The organism is Cupriavidus sp. SS-3, from assembly GCF_035818815.1.
Taxonomy (GTDB): domain Bacteria; phylum Pseudomonadota; class Gammaproteobacteria; order Burkholderiales; family Burkholderiaceae; genus Cupriavidus; species Cupriavidus taiwanensis_C.
Map to the genome: position 1 here is coordinate 136,112 of NZ_JAYLVT010000018.1, position 19,349 is coordinate 155,460.

Annotated in this window: 14 protein-coding genes and 1 pseudogene; 4 read left to right on the plus strand and 11 right to left on the minus strand. The window is 69.6% G+C overall.

Features of this window, described 5'->3' with window-relative positions; all coding sequences use genetic code 11:
- Positions 1-27: 27 nt before the first annotated feature.
- Positions 28-1,725 (plus strand): aspartate-alanine antiporter, encoded by a 1,698-nt coding sequence (gene aspT / locus U9J39_RS23485; protein ID WP_115709474.1) that lies wholly within the window; start codon positions 28-30, stop codon positions 1,723-1,725.
- A gap of 129 nt (positions 1,726-1,854) precedes the next feature.
- Positions 1,855-2,733 (plus strand): class II glutamine amidotransferase, encoded by an 879-nt coding sequence (locus U9J39_RS23490; RefSeq protein ID WP_115680231.1) that lies wholly within the window; start codon positions 1,855-1,857, stop codon positions 2,731-2,733.
- Positions 2,734-2,764: 31 nt separating this feature from the next.
- Here the strand turns inward: U9J39_RS23490 and U9J39_RS23495 are convergent, their stop codons facing one another.
- The 11 genes from U9J39_RS23495 to U9J39_RS23545 form a co-directional block, all read right to left on the minus strand.
- A complete protein-coding gene (locus tag U9J39_RS23495) occupies positions 2,765-5,188 on the minus strand; it encodes an SAM-dependent methyltransferase (RefSeq protein ID WP_326348210.1) in 2,424 nt (807 codons plus the stop codon).
- A gap of 40 nt (positions 5,189-5,228) precedes the next feature.
- Positions 5,229-5,921: a protein-L-isoaspartate(D-aspartate) O-methyltransferase gene (locus U9J39_RS23500; protein ID WP_373429538.1), complete on the minus strand. Its 693-nt coding sequence runs from the start codon at positions 5,919-5,921 to the stop codon at positions 5,229-5,231.
- A gap of 163 nt (positions 5,922-6,084) precedes the next feature.
- A complete protein-coding gene (locus U9J39_RS23505) occupies positions 6,085-8,865 on the minus strand; it encodes an Hsp70 family protein (RefSeq protein ID WP_326348219.1) in 2,781 nt (926 codons plus the stop codon).
- A 28-nt stretch (positions 8,866-8,893) separates the two neighbouring features.
- Positions 8,894-10,741 (minus strand): Hsp70 family protein, encoded by a 1,848-nt coding sequence (locus U9J39_RS23510; protein WP_326348212.1) that lies wholly within the window; start codon positions 10,739-10,741, stop codon positions 8,894-8,896.
- Positions 10,738-11,310, minus strand: coding sequence for a DUF2760 domain-containing protein (locus U9J39_RS23515; RefSeq protein WP_116312567.1), 573 nt, complete (start codon positions 11,308-11,310; stop codon positions 10,738-10,740). The genes U9J39_RS23510 and U9J39_RS23515 overlap by 4 nt, the downstream gene beginning before the upstream one ends.
- Positions 11,311-11,348: 38 nt before the next feature.
- Entirely contained in the window at positions 11,349-13,313 is a 1,965-nt protein-coding gene (rpoD, locus tag U9J39_RS23520) for an RNA polymerase sigma factor RpoD (RefSeq protein ID WP_116312568.1), read from the minus strand.
- A 329-nt stretch (positions 13,314-13,642) separates the two neighbouring features.
- Positions 13,643-14,101, minus strand: coding sequence for an Lrp/AsnC family transcriptional regulator (locus U9J39_RS23525; RefSeq protein ID WP_326348213.1), 459 nt, complete (start codon positions 14,099-14,101; stop codon positions 13,643-13,645).
- 56 nt (positions 14,102-14,157) lie between these two features.
- Positions 14,158-14,721, minus strand: a complete 564-nt coding sequence (locus U9J39_RS23530; RefSeq protein ID WP_326348214.1) for a cysteine dioxygenase family protein — start codon at positions 14,719-14,721, stop codon at positions 14,158-14,160.
- A 200-nt stretch (positions 14,722-14,921) separates the two neighbouring features.
- Positions 14,922-15,686 (minus strand): cell envelope integrity protein TolA, encoded by a 765-nt coding sequence (gene tolA / locus U9J39_RS23535; RefSeq protein WP_115709484.1) that lies wholly within the window; start codon positions 15,684-15,686, stop codon positions 14,922-14,924.
- A gap of 126 nt (positions 15,687-15,812) precedes the next feature.
- On the minus strand, positions 15,813-16,181 hold the full coding sequence (locus U9J39_RS23540) for a VOC family protein (protein WP_115709486.1): 369 nt from the start codon (positions 16,179-16,181) through the stop codon (positions 15,813-15,815).
- Positions 16,182-16,255: 74 nt separating this feature from the next.
- Positions 16,256-16,951: a TetR/AcrR family transcriptional regulator gene (locus tag U9J39_RS23545; RefSeq protein ID WP_115711648.1), complete on the minus strand. Its 696-nt coding sequence runs from the start codon at positions 16,949-16,951 to the stop codon at positions 16,256-16,258.
- Between the two features lie 344 nt (positions 16,952-17,295).
- Between U9J39_RS23545 and U9J39_RS23550 the strand changes: the two genes are divergently transcribed.
- Both U9J39_RS23550 and U9J39_RS23555 read left to right on the plus strand, forming a co-directional pair.
- On the plus strand, positions 17,296-19,020 hold the full coding sequence (locus U9J39_RS23550; protein ID WP_326348215.1) for an AMP-binding protein: 1,725 nt from the start codon (positions 17,296-17,298) through the stop codon (positions 19,018-19,020).
- A gap of 57 nt (positions 19,021-19,077) precedes the next feature.
- Positions 19,078-19,349: pseudogene (locus tag U9J39_RS23555) on the plus strand (methylcrotonoyl-CoA carboxylase); the annotation flags it as partial.

The following is a 19,349-nucleotide window of genomic DNA, read 5'->3' on the forward strand; positions in this document are numbered from 1 at the left end:
GCTACCACGAACCCAACCCGCGCCCCCATGACCTGTACCGTTGATTTCCTTGCCGCCAACCCGTTGCTGGTGCTGTTCATCACCGTCGGACTTGGATACTTCGTCGGCAAGGCGCGGGTGGGACCGATCCAGCTGGGAGGCGTGTGCGGCACGCTGATCGTCGCGCTGTTCATGGGGCAGACCGGCTGCCAGATGCATGGCGAACTGAAGGACATGGCCTTCGCGCTGTTCATCTTTGCCATGGGCTATTCCGGCGGGCCGCAGTTCTTTGCCAACCTGAACCGCTCGAGCCTGCGCTATATGGTGCTGCCGGTGGTGGAGGCGGTGGTGGTGCTGGCGATCGCGCTCGCCGCGGCGGCCTGGCTGGGCTTCGATCCGGGCACCGCCGCCGGGCTGGCCGCCGGCGCCGCGACCGAGTCGGCGGTGGTGGGCACCGCCGCCGAAGCGCTCAAGCACCTCGGCCTGGATGCCGCCACCGTGGGCCGCTACGAGGCCAATATCGCCACCGCCTATACGCTGACCTACTTGGTCGGGCTGATCAGCATCGTGTTCTTCACCAGCCAGATCGCGCCGGCGCTGCTGGGCATCGACCTGCGCCAGGCCGCGCGCGAGGTCGCGGCGCGCATGGAGGCCGCGTCCGACGACGACGTGGCCACCCAGCCGGCGCTGCCGCGGCTGATCGGGCGCGCCTACTCGGTGCACCAGGCCGCCGGCATGACGGTGAGCCAGCTGCAGCACCAGGTCGGCGGTCGGGCGTCGGTGGTCAAGGTGCTGCGCGGCGGGGCCGGCATCGAGCTGGGCGATGACGACGCCGTGCAGGCCGGCGATATCCTGGCCCTGGTCGGCATCCGCAGCAACCTGCTGAAGGCCGCCGCGCTGATCGGCCCGGAAGTGCTGCTGCCCGAGGCGCACACCGATGCCATCCAGCTGGTGGAGAAGCGGGTGGTGGTGAACAAGCGCCGCGTCAACGGCAAGACCCTTGGCGAGCTGGCGCGCCTCGCCGGCCCGCGGCGGCTACGCGAGGTCTGGGTGCTGGAAGTGCGGCGCTCGGGCCTGTCGCTGCCGATCACGCGCTCGACGCCGCTGCAGCTGGGCGACGTGATCACGATCGTCGGCCTGGAGCCTTCCCTGTCCGAGGCCATCGCCGGCATCGGGGTGGAGGCCAAGGCCTCCGAGGTCACCGACCTGGTGTTCCTGTGCGTGGGCATCCTGGCCGGCCTGCTGGTGGGCACGCTGAGCCTGAGCCTGGGCGGCATGCACATCTCGCTGGGCAGCGGCGGCGGGGCGCTGCTGAGCGGGCTGGTGTTCGGCTGGGCCCAGTCGCGCAAGCCATCGCTCGGCACCTTTCCGGCGTCGGCGGTGCAGATCCTGAAGGACCTGGGGCTGGCGGTGTTCGTCGCCTGCGTCGGGCTGTCGGCCGGGCCGGATGCGATCGCGCTGATCCGCGAGCACGGCGCGGTGCTGCCGCTGATCGGGCTGGCGGTGTCGCTGGTTCCCGCGTGCCTGTCGTTGTGGATCGGGCACAAGCTGCTCAGGATCGAAGGCCCGCTGCTGGTCGGCGCGATTGCCGGGCAGCATGTCAGCACCCCGGCGATCAGCGCGATCCTGGCCGCCAGCCAGAGTTCGGTGCCGCTGCTGGGCTACACCATCACCTATGCCATTGCCAACGTGATGCTGCCGGTATTGGGGCCGATCATCATTTCGCTGGCCTACCGCTTCACCTGAGTCCGGCTGGCCGGGCGCCGGCGGGTGCCTGACAGACCATTTCTTTGCCGTTCGCGCCGCGCCGTCCTACAACTGATGGGTGGGGCGGAGGGCACCGCGCCGCACCCGCAAAGGACAAGGAGGAGCAATATGTGCCGCTGGCTGGCGTACTCGGGCAGATCCGTTGCATTGGAAACGGTGCTGTTCCAGCCGGAACACTCGCTGATCGACCAGAGCCTGAATTCCCGGCTGGGCCATACCACCACCAACGGCGACGGCTTTGGCGTTGGCTGGTACGGGCGCCATGCCGAGGTGCCGTTCCGCTACCGCTGCCTGCATCCGGCGTGGAGCGACACCAACCTGCGCGAGACCGCCAGGGCGGTGCGCGCGCCGATGTTCGTGGCGCACGTGCGCGCCGCCACCGGCACGCCGACGCAGGAAACCAACTGCCATCCGTTCCGCTTTGGCCGCTGGCTGTTCGTCCACAACGGCCTGATCCGCGACTATCCGCTGGTGCGGCGCGACCTGATGATGGCGGTGGCGCCGCACCTGTTCCGCTGGATCGAGGGCTCGACCGATTCCGAGGTGATGTTCTTCCTGGCGCTGACCTTTGGCCTGGAGCGCGATCCGGTCGGCGCGCTGGAACAGATGGCCGGCCTGATCGAGGATGTCGGCCTTCGCCACGACGTGCAATTCCCGCTCAACATGACGGTCTGCGTGACCGACGGCCGGCAGATCGTCGCGGTGCGCTATTCGAGCGAGACCAACTCGCGCTCGCTGTTCCACAGCACCTCGTTCCGGCAGTTGCGCGAGCTCTATCCGGACGACCCGCGCATCGCCGCGGCGGGCGACGATGCCTTCCTGGTCCTGTCGGAGCCGCTGATCGACGTGCAGGGCGTGTGGGAGGAGATTCCCGAGGGCACCATCCTGGTTGCGCGCGGCGGCGAGATCGACCGCCACCGCTTCGTGCCGCGCCTGCCGAGCCAGCCGGCATTGCACGTGGTTCAGGGCAACGCGGCCGCGGGCTGAGGGTCGCGGGCCCGGCAGCACCACGCAAGTCTCAGGGGCACGCCAGCGCGGCGGTGGCGTACATCAGCAGCGCCACCAGCACCACCACGGTAAAGCCGGCGTGGATCGCCAGCAGCGTGGCCAGCACCGCCGCCACCACCGAGGCGCAGGCGTTGATGCCCCAGGCCCACGGCACCAGTGTGTCGTCGCGGGCCGCGAGCCCGGACAGCCCGAGCGGGAACGGCATCCCCATCAGGAAGCCCAGCGGCGCGATCAGTGCCACCGCAACGGCGACCCGGGCGGGATCCGGCCAGGCAATCAGCCGCGGGAACACATCAGGCAGCGCCACCAGGTAGAGCAGCGCCACGGCACACACGCCGCCGATCGCCAGCGCCACCTGGCGCCGGCCGCGCCCGGGCCCGGCGCGCGCCGGCAGGCGCGGGGCAAAGCGGCTGCCCAGCCCGGCAAAGCACAGGAACGCGCACAGCACCACCGCCACGGCATAGAGCGGATGGCTCAGGAACAGGATGAATTTCTGGATAAAGGCGATCTCGACGAACATGAAGCCAAGGCCGACCGCGACAAAGTAGAAGCCAGTGCGCGCTACTGGCACCAGCGGCACCGATGACGCTGGCGCGCGCCGCCGCAGCACGCGCAGCGGCACGCCGATCAGCAACAGCGCCGCGGCCGTGGCCTGCAGCAGCGTTGCCACCAGCACCGGATAGCCCCAGTCCAGCAAGGGCAGCCCGCCCTGCGCCTTCAGCGAGATCAGCTCCGGCAGCGTGCGCCATTTGAAGAAGTGGAAGAAGTAGGGCCGGTCGTCGGTGGCGGGCCGCACGTCGAACTTGTAGCGCGCCAGGAAGCGCTCGCGCTCGGGGCCGAGCAGCGCCTGCGCGGCGGCGTAGAAGTCTGGCTGGTCGAGCACGTTGTAGCGGTTGGCCGCGCCGGGCCGGATGCCGGGATGGTATTCGACGTCGAACGAGCGCATACGCCCGAAGTCGAGCAATGCGCCGATTTCCGCGGGCTGGAAGTCGCCGTGCTTGACCACCAGCGTGGCCGTCTTCCAGCCGCGCAGCAGCACCAGCCGGCGCGACGGATCGGACACGCCCGCGCGCGCCATCGCCGCCACGGCGGTGGCGAACAGTTTCGGGATATCGCGCGGCGGCAGCGAGACCCAGCGCGTGATCGCCAGCAGGCCGCCGGGCCGCAGGTGGCGCAGGTAGGCCTCGAACGCTTCCACGGTATAGAGGTAGCTTTCGGAGAGCGCATACAGGCCCGCCGACGAGGTGCTGAAGGAATCCAGCAGCGCCACCTGGATCAGGTCGTAGCGCTGCCGGCTGGCGGCCAGGAAGCCGCGCGCCTCGCCGACATGCACCTGCACGCCCGCCGCGCTGTACGGCTTGCCCGAGAACGCGCCGAAGCGGTCCTGCACCAGCCCGATCACCTGCGGGTTCAGCTCGACCGCATCGACCGCGCTGGCGCCGTGGTAGAGCGCCTGCAGCACGTCGGCGCCGGCACCGCTGCCCAGCACCAGCACGCGCGGCGGCGCCTGCAGCAGGTGATACGGCAGCGCCGAGGTCAGGTCGCCCAGGTAGGCCAGCGGCTCGCGCCGGCCGTCGTAGCGGTTGAGCGCGCTCAGGCCGTCGCCGTCGGCCAACACGGCAAGCTGCGGCGGCGGTTCCGCGGTGGCATTCAGGCTGAGCCCCGGCGCATGGCGCAGCGGAATCGCCGGACTCTCGACTACCGTGATCAGCCCCAGCGGACTGGAGCGCTGCGCCACCACGCGCGCGTCGCCGATGCGCAGCAGCTGGCTCAATTCCTTGTAATCCGACGGCCGCAACGTCATCCAGCTGCCCGGGATGGCCGCGGGTAAGGCTGCCGCCGCCAGCAGCAGCGCCGGCAGCCACGGGCGATGCCAGCGGCATTCCATGCAGGCCAGCGCCGCGGCCGCCATGCCCGTCATGCTGACCAGGCGCAGGGCGTCGATGGGGGCCAGCACGAACAGCGCGGCGATGATGCCCAGGCTACCCAGCCCGGCGCCGAGGATGTCGAAGCTGTAGAGCCGGGGTACCTGCACCGGGAAGCGGGCAAAGGCCAGGCACACGCTGGTGGCCGCGCACAGGAAGGGCACGAACAGCAGCAGGTAGATCGCCACCAGGCGCAGCGGCTGGGTGGGTTCCCACAGGATTTCCAGCGGGTTGAAGCCGACGCGCTGCGCCAGCTCGAAGCAGACCAGGGCGCTGATGCCGAACAGCAGCGCGCCGCCGGCAAACACCGGCACGAAATGCCGCACCAGCCCCGGCTGCGCCAGTGCCACCAGCGCCCCCGCGGCGCCGTAGCCGAGCAGGGCCACGCTGATCATCATGTAGGCGAAGTGATGCCACAGGATGATCGAAAGCAGCCGCATCAGCAGGATTTCATAACCCAGCGCGGCGGCGGAGAGCAGGGCCAGGGCAAACAGCGGCGGGCGTGGCATCGCGTTCATCGCCTGGGGTGTCCCGCCGGGTGCCCGCGCCTCAGTGCTTGCCGACCAGCGGCACGAAGCGCACCGGCAGGATCTGCCGGGTGCTGACGCTGCCGTCCGGGGACTTTTCCACCAGCAGCAGGTACTGCGTCAGGAACTGCGCGCCCACCGGGATCACCATGCGCCCGCCCGGCTTGAGCTGCCGGATCAGCGGCGGCGGCACGTGGCTGGCCGCGGCGGTGACGACGATGGCGTCATAGGGGGCATGCTCGTCCCAGCCGTAGTAGCCGTCGCCCACCTTGCACGCCACCTGCCGGTAGGCCAGCCGCTGCAGGCGCTCGCAGGCCTGGCGCCCGAGCGGCTCGATGATCTCGATGGTATAGACCGCGCGCGCCAGCTGGCTCAGCACCGCGGCCTGGTAGCCGGAGCCAGTGCCGATCTCGAGCACGCTGTCGCCCGGCCGGACCCGCAGCAGATCGGTCATCAGCGCCACGATATACGGCTGCGAAATGGTCTGGCCATGGCCGATGGGCAGCGGCCGGTTCTCGTAGGCGTGCGGCTTCTGCGGGTCCGGCACGAACTCATGGCGGGGCACCTGGCCCATCACGGCCATCACGCCCGGGGCGATGCCGTGGCTGCGGTTGGGCACGCCGGCGCCGGCGTCGATCGCCACAATCTCGCTGACCATCTCCGCGCGCTGCTTCTGCCGTGCGTCGTCGGCGCGGCACAGCCCGGCCGATGCCATGGCGGCAACGGCGAGCAAGGCGAGCAAGACGATAGAGGGATGGCGGGTGAACGGCTGCACGATGGGACCCCCGGGGAGCCTACCGTCATCGTAGGTCATCGCCTGCCCCGGCGCCGGCAAGTGGCAAACGAGGCGCTTGCGGGCGCTCGCCGCCCGGGGCGGGCTAGCCCGCGATCAGCTTGAGTCCGGCCGGCAACGCCTCGCCGAAGACCCGTCCCTCGTCCGCGGCGTCGAGTTCGACTACCTCGCGCACCATCGCGATCCAGCCCGGCGGCGCGTTGGCGGCCTGCAGCCGGCGCACCACGTTCGCGCGCAGCTCGTCGGGCAGGTCGCGGGTGCGGTCGCCGGTCAGGCGTGCGATCTGCACCGCGGCGAACGCGGCCGGCTCCACCTTTTTCCAGTCGAGCGCCAGGATGGCGTCCAGCCACTGGCCGGCGGTGTCGGCCGGCACCACGCTGTGGGCGCTGCCGTAGAACGGCATGCGGGCGCCGATGCGGCCCACCGCCCACCAGCCCTGGTTGTTCTCGGAGGGTTTGCGCAGCCGGGTCAGCAGCCAGCCGGCCAGCTCGGTCTTGGCGTCGACGGGCAGGCGCTCGAGCGAGCCGGCCAGCCGGACCATGTCGGCATAGCCGCCACGGGTGGGCCCGGCCGGCTTCTTGAAGTGCGCGCTGCCCGGCGGCTGCAGGTAGAAGGCCATGTCTTCCAGCAGGCGCAGCTGCGCGCTTTCGTCGAGCCCGCCGGCGGCGCGCCGCCACAGCGTCCACCATTCCGACCAGTTCTGGCTTTCGTTGACGTACTGGATGCCCTGGTCGTACTGCGACCACAGCTGCGCGACGCGCCATTCGTCGAGCGGGTAGCCAAAGCCGGGGCGCACGCAATAGCCCGCCAGGTTAAGCCACAGGCGCTCATGGTCCGCCGTGCGGCGGCGGCGCCTGGCGCGTTCCCACAAGGCGCCGAACAGCTCGCGCAGCAGCGCGCTGTCCCACTGCTCGCGCGCGCCCAGGATCTGCTCCAGCTGCGCGCGCAGGCGCTTGACCTCCTTCGGCCCGACCTCCTGCGAACGCGCGCCGAAGGTGCGGTCGATCAACTCCAAAGCCTGCGGCAGAGACGGGTGGGCCGTTGGCGCCGGCGCGGCCGCCGCGGCGTCGTTGCCGCGCAGCTGGAACTCCAGGCGCCAGCGCTGCGCGGCATCGCCGGTGTTGATGCAGTGGACTTCGAGCGTGCCGACTTCGGTCAGCGACGTGGTGATCTGCACCGGCGTTTCGCGCGGGCCGCCGGCGCCGCGCGTCGGCACCACGGTGGCGATCGGCGGCAGGCGCACGAAGTCGCCGCCGGACAGGTCGGTCAGCGCGCCGGCCCGGTAGGGCGTCTCGGCCACCGAAGACACCAGGTGGAACTGCACCGGGTGCCCCAGCCGCAAGGCGAAGGTGCGGTCGCTGAGGTGGATTTCGTGGCCTTCCTCGGTGCCGCGCGGCAGCAGGCAGATCCCTTGCTGGCCCGTGGCGCCATCGTCGAGCACCAGGAAATAGCTGCGCGCCGAGCCGCCGCCGATGCGCGGCGCCTGTCCGGCGCGTGCGCGCGCATACGCGACCGCGCCGCGCGCCACGGCAATGTCGGGATCGGCGTTGTGCAGCACCTGCAGCGGCGCGCCGCGCCAGCCGCCGAGCGTGTCGGCGATGCGGTCGGCCAGCGCCTGCGCGCGGAACACGCCGCCGTTGAGCAGCAGCGTGTCGGGCACCGGCAGGATATCGTCCGGCGCGCCCTCCAGCTCCAGCGCGGCACGGGCCTGCGCGGCATGCTGGCCAAGGAAGGCGGCGACGTGGCGGGTCACGGCGGGATCGGCGGCATAGGGCAGGCCGAACTCGACGATGGCGCCGCGCGCGCGCCGGGGACGTTCGCTGGCCGGCACGTTGGGGAAAAAGCCATCGACCACCAGCTGCTCGACTTCCTGCCGCGTCACCTGTACCGAGCGCGCGCCGCCGACCAGCCGGGAACCCGCGCCCAGCAGCGTTACGTTGACGGCATCGGGCGCGTCCGCGCCCAGCAGTTGTTCCTTGGCGGCGCGGCAGCGCGCCACCAGCTGCGACAGGCTCGCGGCCGACAGGCGCGGCTGCGCCGGCTCTGCCTTGCCCAGGCGCGCTTCGACCTGATGCGCCAGCCCCAGGTCCATGTTGTCGCCGCCGAGCATCAGGTGGTTGCCCACGCCGATACGGGTCAGCTGCGGCTGCCCGTCCTGCATCGCCACGCGGATCAGGGTGAGGTCGGTGGTGCCGCCGCCGACGTCGCAGATCAGCACCAGCCGGGTTTGCGCGAGGTCCTGCTCCAGCGTGTGGCGATGGTGGAACAGCCAGTCGTAGAGCGCGGCCTGCGGCTCTTCCAGCAGGCGCAGCGCGGGCAGGCCCGCCAGGCGCGCGGCTTCCAGCGTCAGCGCGCGCGCGCCCTCGTCGAACGAGGCCGGCACGGTCAGCACCACGTCCTGCTGTTCGAGCGGCGCCTCGGGGAAGCGGTGATTCCAGGCCGCGCAGACATAGCCGAGATAGCTGGCGCTGGCGACCACCGGCGAAATCTTGTCGAGATCCTCCTCGCCGCCCCAGGGCAGGATCGGCGCGGTGCGGTCGACCGAGGCATGCGACAGCCAGCTCTTGGCGCTGGCCACCAGCCGGCCCGGCACCTGCGCGCCCAGCGTCGCCGCCAGGCGGCCGAACACGGTGCGGCGCGCGGCTGCGCTGGCGGCCGATTGCCAGGGCAGCTGCAGGTCATCGCCATTGAGCTCGCCCGACGCCGCGTGGTAGCGCACCGACGGCAGCAGGGGGCGGGCCGCGACCTCGCCCGGCGCGACCAGCTGGTCGATGTCGAACACGCGGATATCGTCGGAGCCGGCCCGGGCGTAGGCCACCACCGTGTTGCTGGTGCCAAGGTCGATGCCGACGATGTATTGCTTCATCGACTGCTTCATCGCCGCTGCCGCGGCTTCAGGCATCGGCGTTGCCGCGCACGTCGAATTGCACCTTCCAGCGTTCGCCGCTGGCACGCGGCACCGCCTCGAGCTCCAGCGTGCCGGCCTCGGTCACGCGCGCATGCAGCCTGACCGGCACCACTTCGCCGGCGGTGCGGCCTTCGGCGGGCAGCGTCGCCTGGATTTCTTCCAGTTCCTGCAGCTCCTCCGGCCCCCAGAAGTCGAGCAGGGTGCCGACCTGGTCCTGGCGCCGCACGGATGAGCCGAAGAAGCGGAAATGCACCGGTTCCCCCACCACCAGGCCGAACTCCTGCGGCGGCAGCTCGGCCTCGGTGCCTTCTTCCATGCCGAACGGCGCCAGGCACAGCGCCTGGATCGGCGGCTCGAAGCCCGGCACGGCGGGCATCGACGATTCCACCGCGACGTAGTAGGCGCGTGCGGTGCCGCCGCGGATGCGCACGCCCTTGCCGCGCCGCACATAGCCGTAATAGGCGGCGCCGCGCGCCACCGCCAGGTCCAGTTCGGCACCATCGAGCAGGCGCGCCGGGGCCGCGCCCTCGGCAGCGAGCCAGCCGTTGAGCGTCTGCAGGATGCGCTCGACCAGCAGGCCCGACTTGAACACGCCGCCGTTGAACAGCACGGCGGTGGGGCGCAGGAAGCTGGCGCCTTCCGGCTGCGTGGCCTGCAGGCCTTCGATCTCGGCCAGCGCGCCTGCTTGCCGCCCCAGGAACGCCGCCAGGTGGCGCGTGATGGCCGCGTCCTGCGCGTAGGGCAGGCCCAGCTGCGTCAGGCCGGCACGGGCCCGGGTGACGGGGCGCGCCGAGGCGTCGACTTGCGGGAAGAACCCTTCGAGAATGGTCTGGGTCAGTTCGGCGCGGGTCAGTTCGGTGCGGATCGAGCCGCCGATCAGCTTCGCGCCGCGGCTGGGCACGACCAGCGGCACGCTGTCGGTGGCCGGGTCGGTCAGCAGGGTTTCCTTGGCGGCGCGGCAGGCGTAGGTCAGCGCGCGCAGTTGCCACGGGTCGGCCTGCGTGCCCTGCGCCGCCAGCTTGCGCGCGACCACGTGCGCCAGCGCCAGGTCCATGTTGTCGCCGCCCAGCAGGATATGGTCGCCGACCGCGATGCGATGCAGTTCCAGGTTGCCGTCACGCTCGATCACCGCGATCAGCGACAGGTCGGTGGTGCCGCCGCCCACATCCACCACCAGGATGATGTCGCCCACCTTGACCTGCTTGCGCCATTGGCCGGCGCTTTTCTGGATCCAGCTGTAGAGCGCGGCCTGCGGCTCCTCGAGCAGGGTCATGCGGGCATAGCCGGCCGCCGCGGCGGCCTCGGCGGTGAGTTCGCGCGCGGCAGGATCGAACGACGCGGGGATCGTCACGGTGATGTCCTGCTCGCCGAACGGCGCGTCGGGATGGGCCTGGTCCCACGCTTCGCGCAGGTGCGTCAGGTAGCGCACCGAAGCCTCTAGCGGCGACACGCGCGGCACCTCCGGCGGCGCGTCGGCGGGCAGGATCGCCGCGCGGCGGTCGACGCCGGCATGGCACAGCCAGCTCTTGGCGCTGGACACCAGCCGGATCGGCGTGCCCGCGCCGCGGCTGCGCGCCATCTCGCCGACCGCGAAGTCGCGCGTGGCGCTCCATGGCAGGTTCAGGTCGCCCGGCGCCAGTTCGCTTTCGTGCGGCAGGTACAGGAACGAGGGCAGCAGGTCGAGATCCTCGACCGCGCCGGGCGCGGTCAGCTGCGTGACCGGCAGCACGCGCTGGCTGGTCTTCTCGCCATCGCTGGCGGCCAGGTCGACGTAAGAGACCGCGCTGTGGGTGGTGCCCAGGTCGATGCCGATTGCATAGCGGGCCTCGCTCATAGCTCCACCTCGGCGGGGGCGATCACGCTGGCGTCGTGGCGCTCGGCCAGGCGCGGCAGGCGCACGTCTTCGACCTTCCAGCCGCGATGGCTGATGGCGCCATGGAACGGCGCGCTGCCCACCACGTTGCCGGTCAGGCGGATCGCGCTGGCATCGAAGCCGTCGGCCAGCGTGACGCGGCTGCCCTCGGCTTCCTCGCGCACCGGCCGGATGGTGAAATGCTCGCGCAGCACCGCGCGGCAGCCATCGTGCACCAGGCGCGCGGCGGCGCCGATCTCGGCGTCGGCATAGCGCGTGATGTCTTCCTCGACGAAGTCGACGAAGCGGGCATCGCGCTGCAGCAGTCCGAGCAATTGCAGCGCGGCCACCGGGCTGGCTTCCTTCAGCGCGGGCGCGGGTTCAGCAACCGGCGCGGGCGCGGGGGCGCTCACCGGGGCCGCCGGCGCAGCGGCCTCGCCCGCGCGCAGGCGCTTGATGCCTGCAGCCAGGTCGCGGTCGCCCAGGATGGCGAAGAACGTGCCCATGGCAAGCGAGAGCCTGCCAAAGAAAGAGAGGTTCGGGTCAGGCATGGATAACACTCCTCTGTGCGCGGATGGCGGAGGACCGCTCAGGCGTCGCGCAGATAGGTGATCAACTGGTCCGCGCGGCTGGGATGCCGCAGCTTCTTCATCGCCTTGCTTTCGATCTGGCGGATCCGCTCGCGCGTGACATCGAACTGCTTGCCGACTTCTTCCAGCGTGTAGTCGGTCGACATGTCGATGCCGAAGCGCATGCGCAGCACCTTGGCTTCGCGCGGCGAGAGCTCGTCGAGCATCTCGCGCACCACCGCGCGCAGGCCGGCCTGCAGGGCGGCGTCGGCGGGCGTGGCGGTGTCCGAGTCGGCGATCATGTCGCCCAGGCTGGTGTCGCCGTCCTCGCCTACCGGGGTCTCCATCGACACCGGCTCCTTGGCGATCTTCATGATCGAGCGCACCTTGTCCTCGGTCATGTCCAGGCGCTCGGCCAGCACCGCCGGATCGGGTTCCTTGCCGGTCTGCTGCATGATCTCGCGCGACAGGCGGTTGAGCTTGTTGATCTGCTCGATCATGTGCACCGGCACGCGGATGGTGCGGGCCTGGTCGGCGATGGCGCGCGTGACCGCCTGGCGCACCCACCAGGTGGCGTAGGTGGAGAATTTCCAGCCGCGGCGGTACTCGAACTTGTCGACCGCCTTCATCAGGCCGATGTTGCCTTCCTGGATCAGGTCCAGGAACTGCATGCCGCGGTTGGTGTATTTCTTGGCGATCGAGATCACCAGGCGCAGGTTGGCCTGCGTCATCTCGTGCTTGGCCTGGCGCATCTGGCGCTCGGCGGCCAGCATCTTGCGGTTGACTGACTTCAGCTCGGCCAGCGACAGCGCCGCGCGGGCCTGGATGTCGATCAGCTTCTGCTGGTGGGCTTCCAGGTCAGGCAGCGCGCGCGCGACCGCGGCGCTGTAGGGGCGGCCTTCGGCGGCCAGGCCCTGGCCCCAGGCGAGATTGGTCTCGTTGCCGGGGAAGCGCGCGACGACGTCCTCGCGTTCCATGCCGCAGCGCTCGACCAGCAGCTGCACCACCTGGCGCTCGATCGCGCGCACCTCGTCGACCATGCCCTGGACGTTGGCGCACAGGCGCTCGATGGTGCGGGCGGTAAAGCGGATCGTGCGCAGCTCCTCGCGCACCGCGTCGCGCGCGGCGGCGAAGGCCGGTGCGGCCGCGCGGCCGGCTTCGCTTTCGGCGCGCATGCGCTCGAACTGCTCGGCGACGCGCGCGAAGCGCTTCATGCATTCGTCGCGCAGCCGGGCCAGGTCGGCTTCGGCGCTCTGCTGGGCGCTGCTGCCTTCATCGGCGCTGTCGTCGTCGTCTTCGTCGGACTCGTCGGCGCTGTCGAGGCTGCTGTCGTCGGCGTCATCCGCGGCGGCGGCGGGCTCGGCGATGGTCTCGTCGCTGAGCCCGTCGACCACGTCGTCGATGCCGATCTCGTTGGCGGCGACCTTGGCCGACAGCTCGAGGATGGCGGCGACGGTGAACGGGCACGCCGAGATCGCGTGGACCATGTTGTTCAGGCCTTCCTCGATGCGCTTGGCGATCTCGACTTCCTGCTTGCGCGTCAGCAGCGTGGCCGAGCTCATTTCGCGCATGTACATGCGCACCGGGTCGGTGGTGCGGCCGAACTCGGAATCGACGGTGGCCAGCGCCACCTCGGCTTCCTCTTCGGCCTGCTCGTCGGAGGCCACCACCGGGCCGTCGCTCAGCAGCAGGGTCTCGGCATCCGGGGTCTGCTCGTAGATCTTCACGCCCATCTCGGCGAAGGTGCCGACGATGCTTTCCATCGCGGCCGTATCCGTGAAGTTCTCGGGCAGGTGGTCGCTGATGTCCGCGTGCGTCAGGTAGCCGCGCTGCCTGCCCAGCTGGATCAGCGCGCGCAGCTGCTGGCTGCGCGCGGCGGCTTCGGCCGTCGGATCAGTGTGTGCCGCGGCCGGGCTGGCCTGGCCGTTGTCCTTGACTGCTGCTGCTCGTGTTTTGGCTGCCGTTCGTTGTGCGCCACTTGTCATTGACTGCTGTTTCCTTCGTGCATCGCGTGTCGACGGCAGTGCGCACGAGGGCGCGCGTGATTCCAACCTGCTGTCAAGGCTCGCGTGGGGTTCGGCGGGGGCGGGGCGGATAACCGTTGGCCGCGGCCGTTTGAATAGGGGCCGCATATTCTACAGCCATTGCTGCGTCGCAGCAGGTTCCGGGCCCGGAATGCGTGGCGGCTAGTCTGCCGGAATGCGTGGTATTTGCAACAGGATGCGCCGAAAAGCGCGGCAGAAGCCGCTGCCATGGCGGAAATTGCGAGAAATTCCGCACCGGGCCGCCGCGCTACGGCCAGCCAAGTGCCGCCTCAGGCATAGTCCAGCGGCAGCGCGGTGGTGTACTTGATCTGCTCCATCGCGAAGCTGGAGCTGACATCGGCCAGCTCGGCGCCCTGGATCAGCTTCTTGTAGACGCTGTCGTAGGCGGCGATATCCGGCACCACCACGCGCAGCAGGTAGTCGGTGTCGCCCGCCATGCGATAGAACTCGGTCACTTCCGGGATCGACGACACCAGTCCGTGAAACTGCTTGAGCCATTTCACGTTGTGCTGGCTGGTGCGGACGGAAACGAACACCGTGACGCCTGCATTGAGCTTGGCGGCGTCGAGCAGCGCCACGCGCTTGCGGATCAGGCCGGCTTCCTCCAGCTTCTGGATGCGGCGCCAGCACGGCGTCGAGCTCAGGCCGACCCGCTCGCCGATTTCCGCCACCGGCAAGGTGGCGTCTTCCTGCAGCAGGGCGAGGATCTGTTTGTCGTAGCGGTCCATGGCGCGTGGCGGTCAGGTGGAAAGGGTGCGCCCGCACCAGGCGCGAAGCGGGTCGGCTAGGCGTCGGCGGGCACCAGCAGGTTCACGCCGGTCGCGATATGGTCGCGGCTGACCCCGTAGAGATGCAGGGAAACCGCGATCTCCTCGCTGGCGTTGCCGAGCGCGTGGATATGCTGCAGGCCGCCCGGCACGCTGAAGGTATCGCCGGCGCTGCGCGTGACGGTGTTGGCATGGTGCGCATGCCGGCTGGCGGGATCCCACCGGTAGTGCTGCTCGGTCAGCGTGCCGCGCAGCACGCGGTAGGCGCACCAGGTGCGGTGGCCATGCACCGGGCTGGCCTGGCCCGGAAGCCAGACCAGCACCATGGCCGAGAAGCGTTCCAGCGGATCGCCGTAGACCAGGTGCCGGGTATAGGTGTCGGCTGAGCCCAGCAAGGCCCCCGGCGGCAACGCCGCCAGCAGCGTTTCGGTGTCGGGCAGATGCTGCGCGATGTGGCTGGCAACCAGGCGCGCGCTGTTGCTGAAGATGTCGGCGAGGTCTAGCGCCAGCCGGTCGAGCGGGGCGCCGGCCGGGCGGGCGGCGGCAAGAGGAGAGGCAGTAACGGGGGAGGCGGTCGTCATGGCTGGCTTCGTCGGCTTGTTCTTGTCTGTTCATGATATGGACCGGCGGTAGCACAGGCATGCGATTTGTCCTTCCAGGTAGGCTGGAATTGTAATGCTATTCCTGTAGACCGCGAATTATTGGAATTTTGTTCTATCGGGTCGCGGTTGGCGCGATAACGCCCGCTGCGGGTTGCGGGGGCGCCTGGGGCGGCGACGGCCTAGCCGCCTTCGTCCTTGGGCCAGAACGTGATCAGGATATTGGACGGCGCCACGCCGTTGCTGTCGCGCGGCAGCGGATCGGAGCGCTGCACCGCGCGCAGCACCGCGTTGTCCCAGCCGGCATTGCCGCTGGACTTGGCAAGCCGCGTCGACAGCAGCGAGCCGTCGGGCGCCATGTGCACGGCGACCACCGCCGCCGGATTGCCGGCGACATCCTCGTCGAAGATGATGTTGGGCTTGACCCGCTGGCGCACGCGCTCGGCATAGCCCGAGGACGGCCTGGCCGACGAGCCGGAACCGGCCCCGGTGTTGGCCGTGGCGCCGGCACCGCCGGCCTGCGCGCGCAGGCGGGCCAGTTCGGCCTGGCGCTCGGCGTTGCTGGCCTGGCGCTGCGCCTCCGAGGCCTTGCGTTGCGCATCCTTGCGTGCCGCTTCGGCGCGGGCCTGGTTTTCACGCTGCCGCGCCTGCTCGGCCTCGCGCTCGGCCTGCCTGGCCTTGCGCTGCTTTTCCTGCAGCGAGATATCGGCGTCTTCTTCCTCGACGGGCTGCGGCACCGGCGCCGGCTTGACGGCAGGTTCGGGCGCGGTGGCTTCGGGGACGGGCTCCCACAGTTCCGCCGCGACGCCGGTGGGCACGGCGTTGCGCCAGCGCACGCCGTAGTACAGCAGGGCCCCCAGCAGCAGGTGCATGAGCAGGGCCAGCAGGAAGCAGGTCAGCGTGCGCCGCTCGCGCACGGGCTGGTAGGGATAGGCGGCGGTCTGCATGGTCCTTGGGTGCGGCGGAAACCAGGCCATTTCATTCTATGAGGCGCAACCGCATCAACCAAGGCAGGGCGGCGCAGGCTGCGCCCGCCGTTGTCTCGCCAAAGGCACGGCAAGGCCGCGCGGGCTTCAGCCCCTGGTGAAGATCTCGAGGAAGTGCTTGCTGGGATCCTCGAAATAGATGCGCCGGCCACCGTCATCGGTATTGACCTCGCCGGGGCGCCGCCGGTACGGGTCGGCCCAGTACGTGAGCCGGTGCGCGCGGACCCGGGCAAAACCGTGGTCGAACTCGGCGTCGCTGACCAGGAAGGCATAGTGCTGCATGGCGATCTCGCCTTCCGCGTCCATGAAGTCGAGGGTCACGCCGTTGTCTAGCGCCACGCCGAGGAAGGGGCCGAACGGCTCGGCTGGCGGACGGCCCAGGACCTCGCACAGGAAGTCCGCGGAGGCCTGCTTGTCGTGAGAGAAGACGATGGTGTGGTTAAGCTGGACGGCCATGTCGCAATCTCCGTGCTGGGGTGGATGCCTCCTCCAGCGTACAAGGAAATCGCCGGTTTGGCCGGGGGATCGGGTCAGGCGCCGTCCAGCTTGCGCAACGCCGCGCCGACTTCGCCATGGAACGCGCGCAGCGCTTCCAGCTCGATATTGGCCGGCTGCAGCGCGGGCCACAGCAGGGCCACCATGCCCGCGGCGGTCTTGTCGATATCGACCTCGCGCTCGCGCGCGATGGCATCCCACAGGATATGCTCCATCGGCCCCAGGATGGCGGAGCGCAACAGGCTCAGCGGCAGGTCGGCGCGAATCTCGCCATGTTCGCGGCCGCGCGCCAGCAGTTCCATCAGCGGCGCCGTATAGCGGCGCTGCAGCGGCACGAACTCCTGCCCGAGGTCCGGCCCCTTGGCCCGTCCTTCGGACAACACCAGCGCGCACAGCCCGGTGCCCTGGATCAGAAACAGGCGCAGGTGCGTCTTCACGTAGAACGCCAGCTGGTCCCTGGTGCTCTGGTGCCGCGGCATGCCGCGCTCGACCGCGTCGATGATTTCGTCGTACCAGTCCTCGATGACCCGCACGCACAGCTTGCGCTTGCTTTGGAAGTACGTGAACACCGTGGCCTCCGACACGCCCAGGCGCTGGGCAATCTCGGTGGTGGTGGTCTTGTCGTAGCCCAGTTCGGCGAACACCTCGCGGCTGACGCGCAGGATGTCGCGGATGCGTTGTTCCGCCCTGGCGCCGGACGGGATCCGGCGGGTGGCGGCGTTGTCTTCCATGGTGGCGGTTCCCGGCAGGCGAAAGCGCGAATGATAGGCCGCATCCCCGATTGGGGGGTGCGGAACTGCGGCAGCGCGGACCAGGCGGTTGCCGCGCAATGCCGTCACATCGTACTCCATTTCACGCGAAGTTGAGTAAGCCTCAAATTAATGTTGAATTTTCCGGCCGGCCCGTATACCTTTTCGTCATTCCGCTGTGACGAGACCGGAAGTCGAATGACCATCCGGCAGCACTAGCAGCAGCTTCACGGGGTTAACCCCGACTGGGCGAATCACCCCGGCGATATTCGTGATCTTGAGTTTAGCTCAACTCAAGTCGAAACCGACGCGCTTTGGAGACAACGATGAAGATGCAGGGAGAGCCGCTTCCCACCATTCTGCCGATCGGCGGGCTGTCGCACGTCCGAGGCGACACCAGCATTGCGCTGTCCGAGCAGACCGTGCCGGCGCTGCTGGCGCAGACCGTGGCAGCGTTCCCGGAACGCGAGGCCGTGGTCTTTCGCGAGCAGGGCGTGCGCTGGGACTGGCGCGAGTTTGCCGACGCCATCGATGCGCTGGCGGCCGGGCTGCACGCGCTCGGCCTGGCCCGGGGCGATCGCGTCGGCATCTGGGCGCCGAACCGGGTGGAGTGGCTGGTGACGCAGTTCGCCACCGCCCGGCTGGGCCTGGTGCTGGTCAACATCAATCCGGCATACCGGCTGGCGGAGCTGGAATACGCGCTGAACAAGGTTGGCGTCAAGGCCATCGTTGCCGCCGAGGCCTTCAAGACGTCGCGCTACCTCGAGATGCTGCAGGCGCTGGCGCCGGAGCTGGCCACCAGCGCGCCGGGCGCGCTGCAGGCCGCGCGGCTGCCGTCGCTGCGCTGGGTGATCCGCATGGGCGAGGGCGAGACTCCGGGCATGATCCGCTATGCCGAGGTGCTGGCGCGCGGCGCCGGCGTGGCGCGGACGGAGCTCGACCGCATCACGGCGCAGCTCGACCGCCATGACCCGATCAACGTGCAGTTCACCAGCGGCACCACCGGCGCCCCCAAGGGCGCCACGCTGACGCATCGCAATATCGTCAACAACGCGCGCTTCATCGCCATGGCGATGCGCTTCTCCGAGCAGGACAAGCTGTGCATCCCGGTGCCGTTCTACCACTGCTTCGGCATGGTGCTGTCGGTGCTGGCGTGCGTGTCGACCGGCGCGGCGATGGTGTTCCCGGGCGAGGCCTTCGACCCCGAGGCCACCATGCGCGCGGTCAGCGAAGAGCGCTGCACCGCGTTGCACGGCGTGCCGACGATGTTTATCGCGCAGCTGGACCATCCGCGCTTCGCCGGCTACGACTTCTCCTCGCTGCGCACCGGCATCATGGCCGGCTCGCCATGCCCGATCGAGACCATGAAGCGCGTGGTGGCGCAGATGAACATGTCCGAGGTGACCATTGCCTACGGCATGACCGAGACCAGCCCGGTGTCGTTTCAGAGCAGCACCATCGATCCGCTCGACAAGCGCACCACCACGGTGGGCCGGGTCCAGCCGCACCTGGAAATCAAGATCGTCGATGCCACCGGCGCGACCGTGCCGGTGGGCGAGAAGGGCGAGCTGTGCACGCGCGGCTATTCGGTGATGCTCGGCTACTGGGACGACGAGGCCCGCACCGCCGAAGCCATCCGCGACGGCTGGATGCACACCGGCGACCTGGCCACCATCGACGAAGAGGGTTACTGCAATATCGTCGGCCGCGTGAAGGACATGCTGATCCGCGGCGGCGAGAACATCTATCCGCGCGAGATCGAGGAATTCCTGTTCCGCCATCCCAAGGTCCAGGCAGTGCAGGTGTTCGGCGTGCCCGATGCCAGGTATGGCGAGGAGGTGTGCGCGTGGATCGTGCTGAAGCCGGGCGAGAGCGCCACCGAAGACGAGATCCGCGCGTTCTGCCGCGACCAGATTGCGCACTACAAGATTCCGCGCTATATCCGCTTTGTCGACGAGATGCCGCTGACCGTGACCGGCAAGGTGCAGAAGTTCGTGATGCGCGACCAGATGGTGCGTGAACTGAACCTCGATGAATCCAGGACGGCCTGAGCGCCGGGTCCGAGAGATTATCCCCACACAACCGATAACCGACTGCCCGAGGCCCCTATGGCGGTAATTGAAACCAAGCTGAACGCCCGCTCCGAGTCGTTCAGGACCAATGCGCAGGCAATGCAGGACCTGGTTGCCGACCTGCAGGAAAAGATCGCCAAGCTGGCCGAAGGCGGCGGCGCGGCCGCACGCGACAAGCACCTGGCGCGCGGCAAGCTGCTGCCGCGCGAGCGCGTGCAGCAGCTGCTCGACCCCGGCACGCCGTTCCTGGAGCTGTCGCAGCTGGCCGCGTACGACATGTACGACGATGCCGCGCCCGGCGCCGGCAT

Bases quoted from the DNA above. Each gene is read 5' to 3' on its own strand.
- aspT (WP_115709474.1), top strand. From the start codon at position 28: ATGACCTGTACCGTTGATTTCCTTGCCGCCAACCCGTTGCTGGTGCTG.
- U9J39_RS23490 (WP_115680231.1), top strand. From the start codon at position 1,855: ATGTGCCGCTGGCTGGCGTACTCGGGCAGATCCGTTGCATTGGAAACG.
- U9J39_RS23495 (WP_326348210.1), bottom strand. From the start codon at position 5,188: ATGCCACGCCCGCCGCTGTTTGCCCTGGCCCTGCTCTCCGCCGCCGCG.
- U9J39_RS23500 (WP_373429538.1), bottom strand. From the start codon at position 5,921: ATGGCATCGGCCGGGCTGTGCCGCGCCGACGACGCACGGCAGAAGCAG.
- U9J39_RS23505 (WP_326348219.1), bottom strand. From the start codon at position 8,865: ATGAAGCAATACATCGTCGGCATCGACCTTGGCACCAGCAACACGGTG.
- U9J39_RS23510 (WP_326348212.1), bottom strand. From the start codon at position 10,741: ATGAGCGAGGCCCGCTATGCAATCGGCATCGACCTGGGCACCACCCAC.
- U9J39_RS23515 (WP_116312567.1), bottom strand. From the start codon at position 11,310: ATGCCTGACCCGAACCTCTCTTTCTTTGGCAGGCTCTCGCTTGCCATG.
- rpoD (WP_116312568.1), bottom strand. From the start codon at position 13,313: ATGACAAGTGGCGCACAACGAACGGCAGCCAAAACACGAGCAGCAGCA.
- U9J39_RS23525 (WP_326348213.1), bottom strand. From the start codon at position 14,101: ATGGACCGCTACGACAAACAGATCCTCGCCCTGCTGCAGGAAGACGCC.
- U9J39_RS23530 (WP_326348214.1), bottom strand. From the start codon at position 14,721: ATGACGACCGCCTCCCCCGTTACTGCCTCTCCTCTTGCCGCCGCCCGC.
- tolA (WP_115709484.1), bottom strand. From the start codon at position 15,686: ATGCAGACCGCCGCCTATCCCTACCAGCCCGTGCGCGAGCGGCGCACG.
- U9J39_RS23540 (WP_115709486.1), bottom strand. From the start codon at position 16,181: ATGGCCGTCCAGCTTAACCACACCATCGTCTTCTCTCACGACAAGCAG.
- U9J39_RS23545 (WP_115711648.1), bottom strand. From the start codon at position 16,951: ATGGAAGACAACGCCGCCACCCGCCGGATCCCGTCCGGCGCCAGGGCG.
- U9J39_RS23550 (WP_326348215.1), top strand. From the start codon at position 17,296: ATGAAGATGCAGGGAGAGCCGCTTCCCACCATTCTGCCGATCGGCGGG.